The sequence below is a fragment of the Shewanella sp. SP2S2-4 genome, assembly GCF_031932025.1.
GTDB lineage: Bacteria > Pseudomonadota > Gammaproteobacteria > Enterobacterales > Shewanellaceae > Shewanella > Shewanella baltica.
This window is the reverse complement of sequence record NZ_JAUOER010000002.1, coordinates 328,893-345,503: the sequence shown is the minus strand read 5'-3', so window position 1 is coordinate 345,503 and position 16,611 is coordinate 328,893. Positions and strand designations below refer to the sequence as shown.

The window sequence follows — 16,611 nt, the reverse complement described above, 5'->3', positions numbered from 1 at the left end:
CCTAGATTGAGTTGCATCAATTCTAAAGAAGCTGGACAAGAATGTATGGATATTAATGTTAGAAAATGTGTTAGCTGTAATAGTATTAAACAGTACTATTGACCACTAACACATTATTTATATAGCTATTTTAAAGGCAGGCTTAGCAGAATTGTGTCAGTAAATCATTAACAAACATGTGACCTTTACTGGTTAATTGCCAATGTTCAGCGGATTCTGTGAGTAAACCGCGCTGTTTGGCTTTTTCCATTCCTTCGGTCAATGTGTCTCTGTGCTGTCCGGTACGCAGTTCAAATTCTTGCTTAGGGATAGGTGTCATCAGGCGCAGGCGATTCATTAAATATTCAAGCGCGCGATCTTCCTCTGCCACATCAATCGATTCGAAGGTGTAGTTGCTGGTACTCAGATATCCCTTGGGATGTTTAATTTTTACCGTGCGTATAATGCGGTTTTCTTCTGGCAGCGTCACTTTACCGTGGGCGCCACAGCCTATGCCTAGATAATCACCAAACTGCCAGTAGTTGAGATTGTGCCTACATTGGTAACCGGGTTTCGCATAAGCGGATATTTCGTATTGCTCATAGCCTAATGCGGCCAGCTTTTGTTGACCTTGCTCATAGATATGCCAGAGCGCTTCGTCATCGGGCAACTGCGGCGGTTTTGAGTGGAATAGGGTGTTGGGCTCAATTGTTAACTGATACCAAGACAGGTGGGGCGGATTGAGCGCCGCTGCCGTGTCGATATCGGCCATCGCTTCAGCAAAACTTTGGTTGGGTAATCCATGCATTAAATCGAGGTTAAAACTCAAGTATCCCGCTTGGCTGGCTTTTTGAGCAGCGACTTGTGCCTCGTTTTGATCGTGAATACGTCCAAGTAAGTTGAGCTTATCCTTAGAAAAACTCTGCACACCGATAGATAAACGAGTGACACCGGCTGCGCGATAGGCACTAAAATCATCGTGTTCTAAGGTGCCAGGGTTGGCTTCCATGGTGATTTCGATATTGTCACTAAAGGGGATTAGCGCATTGGCACCATCGAGTATGCGTTTGATTTGCAAAGCATCGAATAAGGATGGTGTGCCGCCACCGATAAAGATGGTATGGATCTGCCGCCCTTGGACGAGATGTAAGTCTTGGCGTAAGTCTTCTAATAGCGCATCAACATAGGCTTCCTGTGGCAGCTCACCATTTTGGCCATGGGAGTTAAAGTCGCAGTAAGGACATTTTTGTACGCACCAAGGAATATGGATATACAGACTGAGTGGCGGCAGTTCGAGTTTCATCGCAGTAGTCACGACAGTTGACGACATTATTGTGCATTCCCGCCAGTTAACACGCCTTGGGCTTGCATGGCGGCGATGAGTTGCACTAGGGCTTTACCGCGATGGCTTAAGGCATTTTTCTCGTTGCTGCTGAGCTGTGCCGCGCTACATTGATAATTTTCAGGGATAAAAATCGGATCGTAACCATGACCATTGTCGCCACGTTGGTTAAAGTCGATTTGGCCTTCCCATGCGGCTTGGCAAATAATTGGGGTTGGATCTTTGGCGTGGCGCATATACACCAGTACGCATTGGAATCTCGCACTGCGAGGTGCTGGCTGGTCTTTTATTGTCTCAAGTAGTTTCAATACGTTGTCTTGATCTTTGGCATTCTCGCCCGCGTAACGCGCTGAATAAATGCCGGGAGCGCCTTGGAGTAAATCTACTTCTAAACCTGAATCATCGGCAATGGCCGCAAGTCCGGTGATTTCGGCAGCATGCCTGGCTTTGATAATGGCATTTTCGACAAAAGTGGTGCCCGTTTCGGCCACTTCGCTGACATTAAATTGGCTCTGCGGCAGTACAGTGACACCGTAGCTGGCGAGCATTTGATCGAATTCGGCGAGTTTGCCTTTGTTGCCACTGGCGAGGACGATTTGTTGCATGGAACACCTATATCATTGGGGCGACTTATACTGCGGCAATGATACCCAAGCTGCGAGCTAAAGGACAGGAAAAGGGCGGGACGGTACAGACTTGTACCGTCCTAAAGTGGTGTATGACTTGCGATAATCTTAGCTTGGCTTATTCGACGTAGAATTTTTGCTTGAACTGCAAGTTGGTATTTAATTGATTACCATGCTTGATCGCGATATTGAAGTTGATCTCCTGATCATCGCGGTAAGGAACTTCGGCAATATAATAAATCGCATCACCTTCACGGATCTCTTTGAAGGTTAAGTTGATTCGAGCATCTAATAAGTTATTGGCGACACCGGTAATTTCAACGGGTACTGCGGGTTTATTCGCTTCGCTGATATCTAACACGGCAATGTTGATAATGCCTGTATAGCTACTGCGCTGAATTCCATAGGATTTGGCTATGCTAGGCGTTAAAAATGTACTGCCAAGTGCCATGTAATGAATGTCAAAATTGCCGACAGTTTCTTTTTGCTCTGCGTTTGCAACACCACAAAGGCTAGCGGTGAGGGCTAATACAGCCAGAATATTACGGAACATGATGGGATACCTCATATTAGGGAATGTTTGAGTATAGGTCGCTGTGACTATTGTTTATGTCTATCTGTTTATCGATAATTTAACCGCATTCAAAGAAGTTTTTTGGTTTTTAGCCTTTCAACAGCATTAGCTCAGCTAGTTTGTCCCATCAGCTCAGTAATGATGCTTGGGATGATCTTTGGGTCAATCACGCGGATTTGCTTATGCCTGCCAAGTTCACCTTTCATTATATGAATGTCGCTCTTGGGCACTTTAAAGGTCTTTGCTAAGTACTTGCTTAAATGGGCATTGGCCTTGCCATCAATAGGCGGCGCAGTGATGGCTACTTTTAGCTCATCACCGTGCAGTCCTACAATTTGATCTCGGCTGGCCTTAGGCTGAATGTAGAGATTAAGCAGCAAGTCACCTTGCTGCAAAGTCACTGCACTCATTAGATCACAGCCCAATAAGGGATATATTGGGCAAGTAACATATTAAGGAAATTCATACCAATAATCACCAACATTACCGATAAATCTAAGCCACCAATTGGCGGTATTATACGGCGGATTGGCGCTAATACGGGTTCAGTTAACTGGCCCATGACCATCACTATTGGGTTATAGCCTTGGTTAAACCAGCTCAATATTGCGCGTATCAACAGCATCCAAAACAGCAATACCCCTGCTTTTTTGATCACAGATACGACGGCAAACATCAAAAACAGCAGTATGTCTATGCCACCGCCTGCGATAAGGCTGATCAGCAGTACTTTGACCATCACGACCAGCAACGCGAGGACGAATGATGCGGTATCAAACCGTCCTAAGGAAGGCAGAATACGGCGCATTGGCGCGATGAGCGGGTGAGTCGCTTTGACAATAAATTGGCTAAAAGGATTGTAAAAATCCGCCCTTGCCAGTTGCAGCCAAATCCGCAAAATCACCACCATCAAATATAAGTCGAATAGTGTGGTGATTAAAAAGGTAAATGCATTCATCGAGATTTCTACCTATTAAAGTCCGATATAAAAACGCGTTAGTGGAAATTAAAATGTCTTAGCCATTTCTTCTGCACGTTTAATGCAGTTTTCCATGGCTTTTTTTACTAAACCACGCATATCCGCAGCTTCAAATGTCGCCAGCGCCTGTGCGGTGGTACCGCCCTTTGAGGTGACATTCTCCCTTAGATTACCTAAGGTCAGTTGTGGATTTTGCTTTGCCATCATAGCAGCGCCGAGCGCGGCTTGCTGCACTAAAGTTCTGGCTTTGTCTTCATCCATTCCCATTTCTTTGCCTGCATCTATCATAGACTCCATTAGCAAAAAGAAATAAGCCGGTGAACTGCCCGATAGTGCAATCACTTGATCTAATTCTGACTCTTCATTAACCCACACAATTTCGCCGCCGCTAGACATCAAACGATCGCAAATGGCTTTTTGCTCGGTAGAAATAGCCTGAGGCGCATAGAGGCCTGTCATCCCCACACTAATCTGCATTGGTGTATTTGGCATAGCGCGAATAAGTTTAATATCCTGCGCCAGATAATCGGTATAACGTTTTGCTTTAATGCCTGCAGCAATAGTGATGACTAACTTTTGCGACATATCGACGGTTTGTAATGCTTCACACACTTGCTGCATCAATTGAGGTTTTACCGACAGCACTATGACATCGGCAGCTTGCGCTGCGGCTAAATTATCTTGAGAAACCAAAATTCCTAAATCGGCTTTTAGTGCGTCGAGTTTACCTTGGCTAGGATTGGTCGCTTGGATGAGTTGAGCAGGATAGCCGCTATGAACTAGGCCACTGATGATGCTGCGCGTCATGTTGCCGGCACCGATAAAGCAGATTTTCTGTTGATCCATTTGATTCTCTTCAGTGTGTTAACCGTTAATTTGTAACAGACTCACCTTAAATCAAGATGATAAAACGGTTAGTCATTTGAATGTCAGAGCCAGATTAGTTGACTCTCGCTAATTGAACTTAAATGTCGTGATCTTTAATACAGTATTTGGGCATAAAGCGCTAAAAACAAGGTCAAGCCCACACACTGACCTCGAACTTCATGCCTCGAGTGAGTTTACGCAGCGTAATTTCGCTCACCAAAAATGGCACTGCCAATGCGCACCATAGTTGAACCACAGCTAATCGCTGCATCTAGGTCATTACTCATCCCCATGGAAAGCGTGTCTATATTGGGGTAATGTGATTTAAGTTCTTGAAATAGATTGTTTAACATAGAAAACTCTTTAAGCTGTAACTCAGTATCTGCAGTAGCCGTTGGGATTGCCATTAGGCCTCTCAGTGCAAGATTAGGTAGCTGAGCTATCAGTTCGGCCAGTGGCAGCATTTGCGCCGCATCTATGCCAGATTTTGTGTCTTCAGCACTGATATTAATTTGAATGCAGACGTTTAATGGCGCTAATTCAGCTGGACGTTGGTCATTGAGACGTTGGGCAATTTTGTCACGCGAGACTGTGTGCATCCAATCGAAATGCTGGGCGACTATGTTGGTTTTGTTGGATTGGAGTGGCCCGATAAAGTGCCATTCAATGTCCGGAAAATCCCCCTTTAGTGCGGTAATTTTCTCCGCGCCTTCTTGGACATAGTTTTCGCCAAAGCAACGCTGACCCGCTTGATAGGCTGCTATAATGTCTTCAATAGGTTTGGTCTTGCTGACGGCAAGTAAGCGAATACTGCTAGGTTGGCGTGCACATTTTTGCGCCGCTTGTGCGATCCTGCGCTGGGCGATTGCGAGTCTGTCTGCTATTGTTGTCATGATGTAATTATCTAGTTGCAAGGATATCCCAAACGATGGAAATCACTGAGTTATTGGCATTTAGTGTAAAACACAAAGCCTCGGATCTACACCTTTCTGCAGGGATATCTCCCATGATCCGTGTCGACGGTGAAGTGAGAAAAATTAACCTGCCCGCGCTCGATCACCAAGGCGTACACAGCCTAGTGTACGACATAATGAATGATAAGCAGCGCAAGGACTACGAAGAGCATTTAGAAATCGATTTCTCGTTCGAAGTCCCTAATCTTGCACGCTTTCGTGTTAACGCATTCAATCAATCCCGTGGTGCTGCGGCCGTATTTCGTACCATTCCTAGCGACATTTTGTCACTTGAGCAATTAGGTGCGCCGGAGATTTTTAAAAAAATCGCCAGTTTCCCTCGGGGATTAGTCCTAGTGACTGGGCCAACAGGTTCGGGTAAGAGTACCACACTTGCCGCTATGGTGGATTACGTTAACGAAAATCGACACGATCACATCTTAACCATTGAAGATCCTATCGAATTCGTACACCAAAATAAGCAATGTTTGATTAACCAGCGTGAAGTTCACCGCCATACCCACAGCTTTAATGCGGCGCTTAGAAGCGCACTACGTGAAGATCCGGACGTGATTTTAGTCGGTGAGATGCGTGACCTTGAAACCATTCGTTTGGCGATGACCGCTGCAGAAACAGGCCACTTAGTGTTTGGTACCTTGCATACCACCTCTGCCGCCAAAACCATTGATCGTGTGGTCGACGTATTCCCCGCCGGTGAAAAAGACATGGTGCGCACTATGTTGTCCGAATCGTTGCAAGCGGTTATTTCGCAAACCCTGATTAAAAAGGTAGGCGGAGGCCGTGTCGCCGCCCATGAAATCATGATGGGCACTCCCGCTATTCGTAACCTTATTCGTGAAGACAAAGTGGCGCAGATGTATTCGGCGATTCAAACCGGTATGGCCCACGGAATGCAGACCTTAGAGCAATGTTTACAGAATTTAGTCAATCGCGGTCTTATCACCCGTGAAGATGCAATGGCGAAGAGTTCGAATAAACAAGCGACATTTTAAGGATTTATGATGGATGTTCTTCCGTTTTTAAAAGTGATCGTTGAGCGCAAAGCCTCTGACTTGTTCATCACAGCTGGCTTTCCGCCAAGTGCCAAGATTGACGGTGAATTGCGTCCCTTGGCCGAAAGTGCCTTTACTCCGGCACAATCACTGGATTTTGTTGAATCCTTAATGACCGAAGCGCAGAAACAAGAGTTTCATTCGAGTCGTGAGTGTAACTTTGCTTTTGCGGCAAAGGATTTAGGTCGCTTTCGGGTAAGCGCCTTCTGGCAGCGTGAATCGTCAGGCTGCGTGATGCGCCGTATCGAAACTAAAATCCCTGACGTCGATGATTTAAAACTGCCACCTATTCTGAAAGATCTGGTGATGAGTAAACGTGGCCTCATCATTATGGTAGGCGGAACGGGTACGGGTAAGTCAACATCTCTGGCGGCCTTGGTGGGATATCGTAATGGTCATGCTCGTGGTCATATTCTCACGATTGAAGATCCAGTCGAATTTGTTCACGACCACAGAAAAAGCATTATCACTCAGCGTGAAGTGGGCATAGATACTGAGTCTTTCGATGCGGCGCTAAAAAGCTCCCTTCGCCAAGCACCCGATGTGATCTTGATTGGTGAAATTCGTACCCAAGAGACGATGGAGTTCGCCCTGTCGTTTGCGGAAACAGGCCACCTCTGTATGGCAACCTTGCATGCCAACAACGCCAACCAAGCATTAGACCGCATTATGCACCTCGTGCCTGAGAGTAAACATCAGCAGTTATTGTTCGATTTGTCATTGAATTTGCGCGGTATTGTGGCGCAGCAATTAATCCCAAAAGTCGATGGCACTGGGCGCCGCGCCGCGATTGAAGTATTGATTAACACCCCAAGGGTGGCGAGTTTAATTGCGAAGAATGAGCTGCATTTGCTCAAGGAAACCATGGCCAAATCGAATGAGCAGGGCATGCAGACGTTCGATCAGGCCTTGCTCAAACTTTATATTGATGGCGAGATTAGTTACGCCGATGCGCTGCATCATGCTGATTCGCCTAACGATTTACGTTTGATGATTAAGTTGCAGAATAAAGAATCCACGGGCTCAGGCTTTATGGAAGGTGTCACCTTAGACATGGACTAACGCGAGAGTCAGGTTTTAGGTTAAGCAGCTCTTTATGGGCTGCTTTTTGTTGGTGTCGTTAGATTTTCGTTCAGCTCAATCGGTTTTACTTCATCGCTATGCGGTCGTTAACCATAGCTTTTATTTTTTAATTCAATATGATCTTTACCTAGTACGTTTACGTAATGTACCGGTAAAGGAGAAAGCAATGAAAAAATTACCTATGATATTCGCTATGACAGCGAGCTTGATGAGTGTTGGCTCTATGGCGGCCACTTGTCCTGAGTATTTGAACCTTGAAGTACGAAAATTACATTCTGAAGAGACAGTTAATCTGTGTGAATTGACTCAGGGAAAGCCAGTGTTGATTGTTAACACTGCGAGTAACTGTGGTTATACCCCGCAGTTTAAAGCGCTCGAAGCATTGCATGAAAACTATAAAGACAAAGGCTTAGTGGTTATTGGTTTCCCATCGGATGATTTTTTCCAAGAAGAAAATGATGAGAAAGACACGGCTAAGGTGTGTTACATCAATTACGGTGTCACTTTCACTATGTTGTCGACTTCGGCTGTGCGTGGCAGTGACGCCAATAGCGTATTTAAATACTTAGCCGAAAAAACCGGTGCGCCTAAGTGGAATTTTTACAAGTATGTCGTTAGCGGCGATGGCGCGGTTGTGCAACAGTTCAATTCTAAAGTGAAGCCAGATAGCGAAGAGCTTAAGCAAGCAATAGAATCTGTACTTTAATCTTATAAGTATTTATTAATTAAGAGGCTGTTTTGGCTAAATTTTCAGGCTTATCCAAAGAAGTTGGACACGGACAACGCGGCAAAGTGGGCGTGCTGTTATTAAATTTAGGTACGCCAGATGCACCCACAGCATCGGCTGTTAGGCGTTATCTAGCTGAGTTCTTAGCAGATCCCCGCGTAGTCGAAATTCCTAAATTAGTGTGGATGATGATTTTACACGGGATCATTTTGCGGGTACGCCCTGCAAAATCGGCGGCGTTATACCAGAAGGTATGGACAGCGGCCGGCTCACCGTTAATGGACATTAGTTTGCGTCAAACGGCGAAGTTAGCGGATAAACTTAACGCCGATAACCATGATGTTTCTGTCCATTTAGCAATGCGTTATGGCAGTCCATCGGTTGCCAGTACCTTGCAAACAATGCATCAAAATGGCATTGATAAAATCGTGGTGTTACCCCTGTATCCCCAATATGCTGCGCCCACTACGGGTTCTGCTTTTGATTCGATTGCGGCTGAGTTGTCCAAGTGGCGCTATATACCATCGTTGCATTTTATTAATACTTATCATGATAATACTGACTTTATTAATGCTCTGGCAAATTCGATAAAGGCAGATTTTGAAGCCCATGGTAAACCACAAAAATTGGTGTTGTCGTACCATGGTATGCCTGAGCGTAATTTGCATTTAGGCGATCCGTATTACTGCTTCTGCATGAAAACGACTCGACTGGTTACCGAAAAGCTTGGGTTAGGTAAAGATGAGTTTGTGATGACATTCCAATCGCGTTTTGGTAAAGCCAAATGGCTACAACCTTATACCGATGCGACTTTGAAAGCGTTGCCGCAACAAGGCGTGCGCGATATTGCTATCGTTTGCCCCGCTTTTAGCGCCGATTGTTTAGAAACGCTGGAAGAAATTGTTGGTGAGAATGGTCATCTCTTTGCCGAGGCGGGTGGTGAGAAGTTTCGTTACATTGCTGCACTAAACGATGATGATGCGCACATTACTATGATGGCCAACTTAGTGAAGCCACATTTTTGATCCGGTAATTTATCGGGTTAAACATAAAACTGAAAAGGATAAGGCAACTTATCCTTTTCTTTTTTCTGTGGTTTTATTTATTGTGGCATTACTTGCTGAAGTTATTTTCGAAGTAGCTTTCAATAATCAGTACGGCAGACACAGCATCGACTTGGCCTTTGGTGAGCGCCTTGAATCCGCCTAACTCGAATAATCTCGCCTTAGCATCGGTAGTGGTTAATCGCTCATCTTGAGTGGCTATTTTGACTTTGAACTTAGCATTGATACGGTTCGCAAATTTACGCGCCCTGTGGGTCATATCTTGCTCAGTGCCATCCATGTTTAAGGGCAGACCAACAACCACTAGGTCGGGTTGCCACTCTTTGATTAAATCGCCTATTTGATCCCAGTTGGGTATCCCATCGACGGCTTTAATTGACAATAATGGCGTGGCGCTAGCGGTGATTTCTTGGCCTATAGCCACACCAATACTTTTAGTGCCAAAATCAAAGCCTAATACGGTTTTCGAATTCATAGTGTGCTGACTTATATTAATAAATAGGCTTAAGCGTGACCCGCTTGAGCTGAGACTTGCCAAGCATCAAATCCAAGAGCTCGGCTGGCCTGTGGCCAACGGTCTTCGTGTTTAATGTCAAACAAGAGTGCATTCGTTGCTGGAATCGTTAGCCAAGAATTATCGGCAAGCTCTTGTTCAAGCTGATCTTTGCTCCATCCCGCATATCCTAAGGCGACGAGAAACTTCTCTGGCGATCTGTTGCTTCCTATCGCGGTTAACACATCGCGTGAGGTCGTTAGCATTAAACCACAACCCAGATCTGTGCTGTTGGCCCAATAGGGCTGAGAGGTATGCAGTACAAAGCCACGATCTTGGGAAACGGGTCCGCCCATCATGACATTGGCATTGAACGCTAAATCGGTGGAGACTTGCTCAGCTGGCAAATCCATTTGTTCTAATAGCGAATTAACTTCGATACCGAGCGGTTTATTGATCACCAGTCCCATGGCGCCTTTGGCATCATGTTCACAGATATAGATGACTGAGCGTTCAAAAAACGTATCGTGCAGTGAAGGCATGGCAATTAAGAAATGGTTCTGCAAACTCTCCATTAAACTACTCCGTTCGATGTGGCTAAGTTGATCTAGCATGCTGCTATATTGCTAAGTCGGGCGAGATTAACCGCCAGCTAATTTAACTTTGTAGTTCTGCTTCTCAAGCAATAGCTTTAATTGCTCGCGGTTATCGGTTTGGACCTCAATAGTGAAATCTTTAACCGTGCCACCACAACCACATTGTTTTTTAAGGGTTTGAGCCATTGCTTTTAACGCGGTTTCATCGAGACCTAGGCCTGAGATAATCGAAACGCCTTTGCCTTTGCGGCCCTTACTGTCTCTATGGATCCTGACTATACCGTCGGATTCAGGAATCGCTTTAGTGACGGGCTCTGCATTAATACGGCCTTTGTCGGTGCTGTACACTAAGGATACATTAGGATCTGCTTTCATAGATTTCATTCATTGGTGTTAAAAGATGACTTATACCCGTTGAGTTTATCAAATTTGCAGGGGTTCTGGGAGGTAAAAAAAGACCACTTGAGGATTATCCTTAAGTGGTCTGAACAAAATGCTAACTCTTTGCAGGGAAGTAAGCATATTTTTGAAAAAGGGAGCGTTTTCAGCCGTTTTAATTCATGCGCATAAAGACCATGATGATCAGCGCTACTGCTGTCAGTAAGGCGCTGGGCATAATAAATTTATGCAGCTTAGGTAACGCAATTAAGCAGGCGGTAGTCACAAAGCCGAATGCGGCGACTGTCGCATAATTAGTGCCATTCGCGACGGTATCTATGACCAACCAGCCAAGTACAATAAGAGGTAAAATCAGTAAGCTGACAGGCAAATGGCGCTTTATCTTAGCGTTATTGGCCTCGAGTGAGATTTTTTCTGGCGCAAGGAAGAAAATGGCTGATGCAACCAAAAACGCGCTAATAAACCAGTACATTTCATTACCCCTCTTAACCTTAATTGATAATCATTATCATCTTTGATTTTGCTGAAGTCAAGCTGAATGAGATGCTGCTTTTTAATCAATTGAGTTGTAGATCAGATGATTGCTCTGTAAGCTAAATTCATATCTCTGATACTTGTCTTTGTTCGGTTCGAACATCTGAGGAAATTAAGATGAAAAATATTTTTGTAGCTTTAGCTGTGTTGGCATTAAGTGCCTGTAGCTCGATGAAGTCTGGTTGGGACTATGATCCTAGCGCCAATTTTACCCAATATAAAACCTATGCTTGGGTTGCTCAGAAAGCCGATTCTGCCGGATATCATCTTGATGGCTTGATGGACCAAAGAGTAAGAGAAGCGGTTAATAGCCAGTTAGCGAGTAAAGGCATGACATTAGTCGATGCGAAAGACGCTGATGTATTGGTTAACTACCTGACCAAAGTCGACAAGAAAATCAATGTTGATACCTTCAATAGTAATTTTGGCTACAACCCATACTATGGTCCAGGATGGGGTTGGGGCGGCAATATGCAGACCCAAACTACAGTGAGAGAATATGAAGTTGGTACGCTGATTATTGATTTAGTTGATAATAAAACGACTAAGCTTATCTGGCGTGGTTCTGTTGCCGATACCATTCGCGACAAAAATACCCCAGAAGAAAGAGTACAGATCATCAATCAAGCGGTGGGCAGTGTGATGGCAAATTATCCCCCTAAGCCTGACACTAAGTAGTTCTGACTCAGTTTGAATGAAAATTAAGCGGCCAGAGGGCCGCTTTTTTGTGGCTGATTTTTATGCGTTTTGCCCATTCTATTAAATGATCTGCAGTTATTTATCATCTGATTGAATTTACGTTATTAATACTTATTAAAAATTTTAGTTATCTAAATAGACGTGAGAAGTAGTTTTACGCATAACTGGCTATTTTATTTGCAATTTATACAGTGCTCTTTTGTGGTTGTAGGTATTGGCAATTCATTATTGATGAAATGATGAATTAATTTTTCTAATGATGAATTCAAAATAAAATCATTATAGAACTGAGGGTTTCTCAGGCAGAATCTGTTTCTTTACCTTGTTGGTAGTAGCAAAGATGCATGAGACGCAGATTATTGGATTACTTTGGCTGATTGGTATTATTGCCGAGGCTATGACGGGCGCTCTGGCGGCGGGTCGCAAGCAGATGGATTTGTTTGGTGTAGTGATCATTGGCTGCGCAACGGCGATTGGTGGCGGCACACTAAGGGACATGATGCTCGGCAATTACCCCTTAATTTGGGTTGAGCACGTGAATTACCTTATTGCGATTGCATTTGCTTCTTTACTCACAGTCGCTATCGCCCCTGTGATGCGTTATCTGTCTAAGTTATTTTTGGCTATCGATGCCTTAGGCTTAGCTGTGTTCTCTATCGTGGGCGCGCAGAAGACCTTAATGCTGGGATTTAGCCCAACGATTGCTGTGGTGATGGGATTGGTGACGGGCGTCTTTGGTGGCGTTATCCGCGATATCCTGTGCAATCAAGTGCCTTTGATTTTTAAGAAAGAACTCTACGCGGTGATTTCACTACTGACGGCAGGCTTGTATATCGTCTTAAAAGCCTACCAATTAACCGAATGGATTAATCTGGTTATTTGTCTGAGCGTTGGTTTTAGCCTGAGGATGTTAGCGCTGCGCTATCATTGGTCTATGCCGACCTTTGATTATCAGGCCAATGGCGATCAGCACACACATTAGATCGTAAAACCAAATCGTAGATATACAATCGTAAAAAAACAGGGCAGCTAAGGCTGCCCTGTTTTTTAGCGGTAAATTACTGCTGTGCTTGAATAGTTTTCAGCGCTTCAAGTGCGGCATCATAGTTAGGATGCTCGGTGATATTCGGTACTAACTCTTGGTATTGGAGTTTACCTTCGGCATCTATGATGAAAATGGCTCTAGCCAGCAAGCCGTAATCTTGAATCAACAAGCCATATTTTTCACCAAAATCACGCCAGACAGAATCGGATAGTACTTTGATTCTATCTACGTTTTCTACTTTGCAGAAACGTTTCTGTGCGAAGGGTAAATCGGCACTGATTGTTAGCATGACCACGTCATCGGAAAAATGGCCGACTTCGCTGTTGAAACGTTTAGTTTGTAGTGCACACACGCCCGTATCTAAGCTTGGTACGGCACTTATCAGCACGGTTTTACCCTTAAAGTCGCTTAGCATTACAGGCGCAAAATGATCATCAACCACTTTGAATCCTGGCGCCATTTGCGACAGCTTAGGTAACTTGCCTTCCAAGGTGACGGTTTTTTCACCCATAAGAACCTGGGTTTTCTCACTGGCAAGCACATTGGGGCTTATCAGCACTAAGCCATAAATGCAGCTGGCGGCTAAAAATGATACGTATTTTTGCATTGGATTTCCTCGCACATGAATATCTGTGCCTTCGCTAATATCTGTCCTTTAAGGTACGCTAAAATGCTACGCGGAACCATAAAAAAAGGCCGGCAATTAGCCGACCTTGGTTATTCATTTAGGGTTATTTGTTGAGTGGCAACTCTTTGACATGAATATCCATTTGTGGGAATGGAATACCGATATCGGCTGCATCTAATGCATTTTTGATTTGCTCAAGCAGTTGGAAACGAGCCGTCCAATAATCAGCCGTTTTTACCCAAGGGCGAACCACGAAATTAATTGAAGAGTTCGCTAATTCAGCCAGTCCAACTGTATATGATGGATCTTTTAACACATATTGGTTGTTGTCTAAAATCTCAGTTAAGATTTTCTTCGTGAGTGCGATATCGGCAGAATAAGATACGCCAATCACTAAATCGATACGGCGAGTATCCATTGCCGAATAGTTAGTGATAGTGCCATTCATGATGGATGAATTAGGCGCCACAATAACCTTGTTATCTGGTGTACGAAGCTTGGTTGAGAATATGGTGATTTCATCAACAGTACCGGCAATGCCAGCGGCTTCAATATAGTCACCAACGCGGCAAGGGCGGAATAACACCATTAACACGCCCGATGCGAAGTTAGACAGAGAACCCTGTAGCGCTAAACCCACCGCTAAACCAGCGGCACCGATAACGGCGACCAATGATGCGGTTTGTACGCCAATTTGGCCTAAGGTGGCAATCACTGCGAAAACAAACACAATTGCCCAAGCGAGGTTTGCGACAAATGAAACAACGGTCGGATCAACTTTACGGCTGTTCAGTAATTTACGAACCAGCTTTTGCGCTACGCCGGCAAAGTATTTACCAACAAAGAAAATGATAATGGCAAATAAAACTTTTAAGCCATAAGTCACAATCAGATCCGGTGCTTGCTTTAATAAACCTTCAAGGTTTTCCATTGAATAACTCCCTAAATATACGCTAACTAAAACTATTTATTATTGACGATAAATTGTACTCGTCGATTTAAACTGCGCCCTTCGCTAGAACGGTTGTCCGCTACAGGTTCAGATATACCTTTACCCATTACGGTAAAGCGATTTGGATTAAAGCCATAATCTTCAACCAAAATACGTTTCACATTTTGAGCGCGCTGAAGTGACAGCTGATAATTAAACTCAGGCGTGCCAACGATATCCGTGTGGCCCACTAAGGTTAATGCGACATCATTCGCTGCTAAATATGCTTTCACTAAGGCTAAAGTTTTCCATTGCGAAAAGTCAACTTCGGCAATGGCAAATTCAAAATACACCACAGCGGTAGAGATATTATGACAATCTGCGCTGAACTCAGCATTGGGATTACTCGTACTACAATTTGCTGATGCAGTCGCTTCCACCTCTACCTCTTCAACACAGCCATTGGCCATTACTTGCGTGTCTGGCGCTGTTTTAGGGCAGGCATCTTTGATGTCAGGCACGCCATCTTGGTCAGTATCAGACCAAGCGAATACCTGCGATGTCAGGCTTAAACTTAATAGTAAAAGTACCAGCTGAATCCATCGAGATTGGGAGTTTTTCACTACAAATCACCTATTGAACGATAAGTACTAGTTAAAATTACTAAAGTGATCGCATGGTTGTAGCATGACCATCTTAGTGCGGCATTCTATCGACTTAGGCGTATTTCGCCAAGTGAAACGCGTTCACGCGTTAACTCATCGACAGGCATATATCGGCAATATCTTGAGTATATTTATGTTTTTATTAGTTGAAGCCAATATTCAGATCATCACTTCGCCCATGTATTCACGTTTGGAGTCAGTAACATGATGAATAAGCATGATGATAAACTATACAAAATAAGCCTTTGGCGCTAGAGTCTTGAGCCCATTAAGCGCCAACCAAACCTTAAGTTGAGGACGAGATGATAGATTTACGCAGTGATACTGTTACCCAGCCAACAGCAGCGATGCGATTAGCCATGTCCAGAGCCGAAGTAGGTGACGATGTTTACGGTGATGATCCCACGGTAAATAGTCTGCAGGATATGGCCGCAGAGATGTTTGGCTTTGAAAGCGCATTATTTACCTGTTCAGGTACGCAGGCGAATTTATTGGCTTTGATGGCCCACTGTGAGCGTGGTGATGAGTACCTGTGCGGCCAGCAGGCCCACAATTATAAATTTGAGGGTGGCGGAGCCGCCGTCTTAGGCAGCATTCAACCCCAACCTTTGTTGAATCAAGTAGATGGCACCATTGCCTTGGCCGATATTGAAGCCGCCATTAAGCCTGACGATATCCACTTTGCCCGCACGCGTTTGCTCAGTTTAGAGAATACAATTGGCGGTAAAGTGATTCCGCAAAGCTATTTAGCGGACGCGCAGGCATTGGCCTTTCATCGCGGATTAAAAATCCATCTCGACGGCGCGCGAGTTGCTAATGCGGCTGTGGCGCAGAATATCGCGATAAGTAAGATTACTGCGCATTTTGATTCTGTGTCGATTTGTCTGTCCAAAGGGTTATGCGCGCCAGTTGGCTCATTACTCTTAGGTGACGAGCGTTTGATTAAGAAGGCGATACGCTGGCGTAAAATGCTCGGTGGCGGCATGCGTCAAGCTGGGATACTTGCTGCTGCAGGTAAGCTCGCCTTAACTGAGCAAGTGCAACGACTGAGTGAAGATCATGACAACGCGGCGTATTTGGCTCGTCAGTTGGCCGAGTTGAGTGAGTTCGACGTCGATTTAGCCGCAGTACAAACCAATATGTTATTTGCCAAATTAGCGCCTAAAGTTGATGCGGATTTATTGGCAAAATACTGTCGAGCAGAAGGCATTCTGATAAGTCCTGGGCGCACGATTCGACTTGTGACTCACAAAGATGTGAGCCGTCAGGATATAGATAACGTGCTTCGGGTTATGAAGCAGTACTTCACTGCCTAAACGCAGCTTGTTTTTAAACCTCTAAATGCCCGAGCTTT

22 protein-coding genes are annotated in these 16,611 nt (G+C 44.6%); 8 read left to right on the top strand and 14 right to left on the bottom strand.

Going from position 1 to position 16,611, the window contains the following annotated elements:
• Positions 1 to 142 precede the first annotated feature (142 nt).
• From hemW to Q4Q54_RS03330, 7 genes are all read right to left on the bottom strand, one after another.
• Positions 143 to 1,309, bottom strand: a complete 1,167-nt coding sequence (gene hemW, locus Q4Q54_RS03360; RefSeq protein WP_311987702.1) for a radical SAM family heme chaperone HemW — start codon at positions 1,307 to 1,309, stop codon at positions 143 to 145.
• A complete protein-coding gene (rdgB, locus tag Q4Q54_RS03355) occupies positions 1,309 to 1,926 on the bottom strand; it encodes an RdgB/HAM1 family non-canonical purine NTP pyrophosphatase (protein ID WP_311987701.1) in 618 nt (205 codons plus the stop codon). Before rdgB ends, hemW begins: the two co-directional genes overlap by 1 nt.
• 139 nt (positions 1,927 to 2,065) lie before the next feature.
• Entirely contained in the window at positions 2,066 to 2,500 is a 435-nt protein-coding gene (locus Q4Q54_RS03350; protein ID WP_006082522.1) for a DUF4426 domain-containing protein, read from the bottom strand.
• Positions 2,501 to 2,631: 131 nt separating this feature from the next.
• Entirely contained in the window at positions 2,632 to 2,931 is a 300-nt protein-coding gene (gene yggU / locus Q4Q54_RS03345; RefSeq protein ID WP_006082521.1) for a DUF167 family protein YggU, read from the bottom strand.
• Complete coding sequence (locus tag Q4Q54_RS03340) at positions 2,931 to 3,479, bottom strand: YggT family protein (protein WP_006082520.1); 549 nt, start codon at positions 3,477 to 3,479, stop codon at positions 2,931 to 2,933. Before Q4Q54_RS03340 ends, yggU begins: the two co-directional genes overlap by 1 nt.
• Before the next feature lie 48 nt (positions 3,480 to 3,527).
• Positions 3,528 to 4,346, bottom strand: a complete 819-nt coding sequence (gene proC, locus Q4Q54_RS03335) for a pyrroline-5-carboxylate reductase (RefSeq protein WP_006082519.1) — start codon at positions 4,344 to 4,346, stop codon at positions 3,528 to 3,530.
• 215 nt (positions 4,347 to 4,561) lie between these two features.
• Complete coding sequence (locus Q4Q54_RS03330) at positions 4,562 to 5,260, bottom strand: YggS family pyridoxal phosphate-dependent enzyme (RefSeq protein ID WP_311987700.1); 699 nt, start codon at positions 5,258 to 5,260, stop codon at positions 4,562 to 4,564.
• A 35-nt stretch (positions 5,261 to 5,295) separates the two neighbouring features.
• Between Q4Q54_RS03330 and Q4Q54_RS03325 the strand changes: the two genes are divergently transcribed.
• From Q4Q54_RS03325 to hemH, 4 genes are all read left to right on the top strand, one after another.
• Complete coding sequence (locus Q4Q54_RS03325) at positions 5,296 to 6,333, top strand: type IV pilus twitching motility protein PilT (RefSeq protein WP_006082517.1); 1,038 nt, start codon at positions 5,296 to 5,298, stop codon at positions 6,331 to 6,333.
• Between the two features lie 9 nt (positions 6,334 to 6,342).
• A complete protein-coding gene (locus Q4Q54_RS03320) occupies positions 6,343 to 7,455 on the top strand; it encodes a PilT/PilU family type 4a pilus ATPase (RefSeq protein WP_063884589.1) in 1,113 nt (370 codons plus the stop codon).
• A 187-nt stretch (positions 7,456 to 7,642) separates the two neighbouring features.
• Positions 7,643 to 8,182: a glutathione peroxidase gene (locus tag Q4Q54_RS03315; protein ID WP_311987699.1), complete on the top strand. Its 540-nt coding sequence runs from the start codon at positions 7,643 to 7,645 to the stop codon at positions 8,180 to 8,182.
• A gap of 32 nt (positions 8,183 to 8,214) precedes the next feature.
• Positions 8,215 to 9,228, top strand: coding sequence for a ferrochelatase (gene hemH, locus Q4Q54_RS03310; protein ID WP_311987698.1), 1,014 nt, complete (start codon positions 8,215 to 8,217; stop codon positions 9,226 to 9,228).
• A gap of 88 nt (positions 9,229 to 9,316) precedes the next feature.
• Here hemH and ruvX read toward each other — a convergent pair whose 3' ends face one another.
• From ruvX to Q4Q54_RS03290, 4 genes are all read right to left on the bottom strand, one after another.
• Positions 9,317 to 9,742, bottom strand: coding sequence for a Holliday junction resolvase RuvX (gene ruvX / locus Q4Q54_RS03305; RefSeq protein WP_006082513.1), 426 nt, complete (start codon positions 9,740 to 9,742; stop codon positions 9,317 to 9,319).
• 29 nt (positions 9,743 to 9,771) lie between these two features.
• A complete protein-coding gene (locus Q4Q54_RS03300) occupies positions 9,772 to 10,335 on the bottom strand; it encodes a YqgE/AlgH family protein (protein ID WP_006082512.1) in 564 nt (187 codons plus the stop codon).
• 66 nt (positions 10,336 to 10,401) lie between these two features.
• Positions 10,402 to 10,731 (bottom strand): stress response translation initiation inhibitor YciH, encoded by a 330-nt coding sequence (gene yciH / locus Q4Q54_RS03295; RefSeq protein ID WP_037392612.1) that lies wholly within the window; start codon positions 10,729 to 10,731, stop codon positions 10,402 to 10,404.
• Positions 10,732 to 10,909: 178 nt separating this feature from the next.
• Positions 10,910 to 11,227 carry a hypothetical protein gene (locus Q4Q54_RS03290; RefSeq protein WP_006085701.1) on the bottom strand — a complete coding sequence of 106 codons (318 nt, stop codon included), beginning with the start codon at positions 11,225 to 11,227 and terminating at the stop codon, positions 10,910 to 10,912.
• A gap of 179 nt (positions 11,228 to 11,406) precedes the next feature.
• Between Q4Q54_RS03290 and Q4Q54_RS03285 the strand changes: the two genes are divergently transcribed.
• On the top strand, positions 11,407 to 11,967 hold the full coding sequence (locus Q4Q54_RS03285; protein WP_006082509.1) for a DUF4136 domain-containing protein: 561 nt from the start codon (positions 11,407 to 11,409) through the stop codon (positions 11,965 to 11,967).
• Between the two features lie 361 nt (positions 11,968 to 12,328).
• Positions 12,329 to 12,970: a trimeric intracellular cation channel family protein gene (locus tag Q4Q54_RS03280; RefSeq protein WP_006082508.1), complete on the top strand. Its 642-nt coding sequence runs from the start codon at positions 12,329 to 12,331 to the stop codon at positions 12,968 to 12,970.
• Between the two features lie 76 nt (positions 12,971 to 13,046).
• Here the strand turns inward: Q4Q54_RS03280 and tpx are convergent, their stop codons facing one another.
• From tpx to Q4Q54_RS03265, 3 genes are all read right to left on the bottom strand, one after another.
• Positions 13,047 to 13,640 carry a thiol peroxidase gene (gene tpx / locus Q4Q54_RS03275; RefSeq protein ID WP_311987697.1) on the bottom strand — a complete coding sequence of 198 codons (594 nt, stop codon included), beginning with the start codon at positions 13,638 to 13,640 and terminating at the stop codon, positions 13,047 to 13,049.
• 124 nt (positions 13,641 to 13,764) lie between these two features.
• Complete coding sequence (locus Q4Q54_RS03270) at positions 13,765 to 14,592, bottom strand: mechanosensitive ion channel family protein (RefSeq protein ID WP_261271510.1); 828 nt, start codon at positions 14,590 to 14,592, stop codon at positions 13,765 to 13,767.
• Positions 14,593 to 14,624: 32 nt separating this feature from the next.
• Positions 14,625 to 15,215 carry an OmpA family protein gene (locus tag Q4Q54_RS03265; protein ID WP_311987696.1) on the bottom strand — a complete coding sequence of 197 codons (591 nt, stop codon included), beginning with the start codon at positions 15,213 to 15,215 and terminating at the stop codon, positions 14,625 to 14,627.
• Positions 15,216 to 15,279: 64 nt separating this feature from the next.
• On the opposite strand from Q4Q54_RS03265, the gene Q4Q54_RS03260 reads away from it, so the two are divergent.
• Positions 15,280 to 15,465, top strand: coding sequence for a hypothetical protein (locus Q4Q54_RS03260; protein WP_311987695.1), 186 nt, complete (start codon positions 15,280 to 15,282; stop codon positions 15,463 to 15,465).
• A 94-nt stretch (positions 15,466 to 15,559) separates the two neighbouring features.
• Positions 15,560 to 16,573, top strand: a complete 1,014-nt coding sequence (gene ltaE, locus Q4Q54_RS03255; protein WP_311987694.1) for a low-specificity L-threonine aldolase — start codon at positions 15,560 to 15,562, stop codon at positions 16,571 to 16,573.
• The last annotated feature ends 38 nt before the right edge of the window (positions 16,574 to 16,611 follow it).